The organism is Sporosarcina sp. NCCP-2222 (assembly GCF_023168145.1).
GTDB lineage: Bacteria > Bacillota > Bacilli > Bacillales_A > Planococcaceae > Sporosarcina.
Genome location: NZ_BQYK01000007.1, coordinates 1 through 3,263 on the forward strand (window position 1 = coordinate 1; position 3,263 = coordinate 3,263).

Genomic DNA, 3,263 nt, shown 5'->3' on the forward strand with positions numbered 1-3,263 from the left:
GCTCGAGTTTCTTGCTGGCATCATTTAAGATGTCAATTTCGAATCCGAAGATTCATGTTTGTCTTCTTCCCGACAGGGCCGGGTTCCGACTTTATTGTTGACGTTTTGCTGTTCAGTTTTCAAGGTTCATTGCGCTGTTTGTTTTCAGCGACTTTACTAATATAACACGTTGTTTTCTTTAAGTCAACAACTTTTTTCAGTTGTTTTTTTGTCATGCCCTCTCTCTCAAGAGGACATGTACTAATATACAACATAGTCAGTTAGGAAATCAAGCTTTTTTCGAAAAAAATATTCGCCTAATTTTATTGCCGTCGATTATAAAGAGAAGAATCCCTGATATTACAACGATTCCACCTGCAATTTGGCTGATACTTAAGGTCTCATTAAAGATATAGTAAGCAAGAATGGCTGCCCCTACAGGTTCAAATAATATAGCAATTGAAATGACATTCGTGCTTACCCATTTCACTGCCCAATTAAAAAGCGAATGTCCGAATAAGTTCGGAATAAGAGCCAATAAGAAAAACCAAAACCAATTCGAAGCATCATACGGTCCAAATGACTCTCCTTTGATTAAGACATAAAAAAACAATGTAATAGTACTGATTGAATACAAGACAAACGTATAAGTAATAAGAGACAATCTCTTCCGTACTTCTTGCCCAAATAAAAGGTAGCATGTCACTAAGGCGCATCCAGCCAACGCAAGCATGTCACCATAAAACGCTGTGCCGCTCACTTTGAAATCGCTCCAGCTAATGATGATACTCCCCGTAATTGCAATACCCGCAGAGATAATTGTTTTTGGTGATAATCTCTCTTTAAAGAAGAAATACGTTCCCGCTAAAGCGAATATCGGTTGTAGTGTAACCAAGACGGTAGAACTTGCAACCGATGTGTAGTTAAGCGATTCGAACCACAGGATGAAGTGGAAGGCCAAAAAAATACCCGCTATCGCGGAAAAGGTCCAATCCTTCCGGCTTAAGCGGAATAATTCTTTTCGATACTTCAATAGAAAAATCGGCAACATAAGAATAACAGAGAAAAACATCCGATAAAACGCAATTACTCCGGATTCGGCTGTCGATAGTTTAACAAAGATCGCTGAAAGTGCTACGGAGATAACTCCGATAATAATCGGGATGTATGGGTGTATTTTAGGTTGATCCAAGAAGTTCACGTCCCTTTCATTATTTGTGTATGTTAGAAAGCCAGTCATTCAGGCAATAGAAACAAAGAGAATTATATCATGCGAATTTTATTTATTACAGTTCAATTTTCTTTTTAGGGGGATCCTTATGGAATGGATTGCAAACAGCTCCATGTACCCCGAGGTGTTAATTAAGCTCGTCGTTGCCTTGGGATTAAGTTTAGTGATCGGTGTGGAGAGGGAAATAAAGAAAAAGCCGATTGGATTGAAAACGAGCGCAGTCATATCCACTTTCAGCTGTCTCTTAACTATCGTATCAATGGAAGCGGCGTATTTAGTGCCCCCACGCGAAGATATCAATGTTCAAATGGACCCGCTCCGACTCGCTGCACAAATTGTCAGCGGCATCGGATTCTTAGGCGCAGGAGCAATTTTACGCCGGGATAATGATAATATTACTGGGTTGACGACCGCAGCCATGATATGGGGTGCAGCCAGTATCGGAATCGCAGTCGGCGCTGGCTTTTATATCGAAGCTGCTTTTGCCGTCGTTTGTGTTTTGTTCGTTATTGAAATTGTCGCTCCCGCTCTGGATAAATACGGTCCGAAACGCATTCGTTCCAAAGAGGCAGCATTTATTGTCATTGTTTCGGATAAGTCTAAAATTAATGACCTGATTAAATTCCTTAATAACGAAAACATGATGATCGAAAATCTTCGCATCAAAAAAATTATGAACGATGAAAAAAAGGAAGCTCATGAATTAGACTTTCGCTTAGCCGCGCTCACAAAGAAAGAAACTGCAGAACTATATCTTGAACTCACTGAACTAACGTACATCGAATCAGTCGAACTAGAAATTTTCCCATAATTGGAGGCATTCACGTGAACGATTTACTTCATCTATTGAAACAGGGGAATAAATCCTCCTTGCTAGCTGCTATTGTCAATGCGATCATCGCTATCATTAAAGGAGCTGCTTTCCTCCTCACAGGAAATGTCGCAATGTTCGCAGAAACCATGCACTCACTCGGCGATGCCGCGAATCAGTTTTTCGTATTTATCGGGTCCGCGTTATCTAAAAAGGCGCCAACCCCCAAATTTCCAAACGGCTTCGGCCGTGTAGTCAATTTAGTCTGTCTCGGTGCAGTCATGGTAGTTGCCATCATGTCCTATGAAGCAATTAAAGAAGGATGGCATCATGTGTTAAACCCAACAGAAACGACTGGTTTGTGGATCAACCTTTCCGTACTCGGCTTGGCAACATTGCTTGAATTCGCAGTATTATTGAAGGCATCGAAAGAAATTATGCACGATTTAGGCAGTAACAAGAAAGGATTGGCTGCCTTTGCATCTAGTTTCTCGAATTTAAAGCGTGCAAAACCTGCAACTAAATTGGTCTTTATGGAAGATCTCGTTGCCACAATTGGAGGAATCCTTGCATTCGCTGCGGTTCTCCTCGCTCACTTTACAGGTTTCCTTGCAGCAGAGGGAATCGCCTCGATGATTATCGGCTTAATGATGTTCTATGTTGTCGGGAAGATCTTTTTAGAAAATGCAAGAGGCGCTATCGGGGAAACCGATGAAGAAATGTTAAATCACATTGCTTTTCTCGTAGCTGAAGATCCAGATATTAAGGATATACAAAAAGTAGAAGTCATAAAAGAAGGAGAATTTCTACATGTGGAAGTCGTGGCAGAAGTGGATCCTACGAAAACAGTTGCGTACGTCGATGACATCCGCGACCGGCTCATGCTTCTCATCTTGAAGCAAAAAGGCGTACGGGAAGCAGTTATTTCATTCGATGAAGATGATGGGGTTAAAACGTGGAAAGGTATCAATCAGCCGGAGAAAATCCATGACATCAGTACAAAACTGCCCAAACCAAACAAATAATATGGAAATGGCGGGGCGGCTATACGCTTCCCCGCCATTTTATTCTGTTCGGAGGTCAATCCTATATATCCGAACTTTTAAAGAGAGGCTGTCAGAATAGAAGCTACTTGCTCCTTATTCAATTTAGCAAAATTGCCAACCGGCCCTCCTGCCATCGCCTTTTCGGCCATGACTTCAATTTTGGAGTCATCAATTCCATAGTCATGCAAACGAGAAG

Annotated in this window: 3 protein-coding genes and 1 pseudogene; 2 read left to right on the forward strand and 2 right to left on the reverse strand. The window is 41.3% G+C overall.

From position 1 onward, the window contains the following. Positions 1-268 precede the first annotated feature (268 nt). Positions 269-1,171, reverse strand: coding sequence for a DMT family transporter (locus NCCP2222_RS14555; RefSeq protein WP_248513080.1), 903 nt, complete (start codon positions 1,169-1,171; stop codon positions 269-271). A gap of 127 nt (positions 1,172-1,298) precedes the next feature. Between NCCP2222_RS14555 and NCCP2222_RS14560 the strand changes: the two genes are divergently transcribed. Both NCCP2222_RS14560 and NCCP2222_RS14565 read left to right on the forward strand, forming a co-directional pair. Continuing rightward, the gene (locus NCCP2222_RS14560; RefSeq protein ID WP_248513081.1) at positions 1,299-2,021 is read left to right on the forward strand and encodes an MgtC/SapB family protein; all 723 of its coding nucleotides are present in this window, start codon (positions 1,299-1,301) and stop codon (positions 2,019-2,021) included. Between the two features lie 14 nt (positions 2,022-2,035). Continuing rightward, the gene (locus tag NCCP2222_RS14565) at positions 2,036-3,046 is read left to right on the forward strand and encodes a cation diffusion facilitator family transporter (RefSeq protein ID WP_248513082.1); all 1,011 of its coding nucleotides are present in this window, start codon (positions 2,036-2,038) and stop codon (positions 3,044-3,046) included. A 77-nt stretch (positions 3,047-3,123) separates the two neighbouring features. Here NCCP2222_RS14565 and NCCP2222_RS14570 read toward each other — a convergent pair. Continuing rightward, positions 3,124-3,263, reverse strand: a pseudogene (locus NCCP2222_RS14570) (NADH-dependent alcohol dehydrogenase); the annotation flags it as partial.

Bases quoted from the DNA above. Each gene is read 5' to 3' on its own strand.
- NCCP2222_RS14560 (WP_248513081.1), top strand. From the start codon at position 1,299: ATGGAATGGATTGCAAACAGCTCCATGTACCCCGAGGTGTTAATTAAG.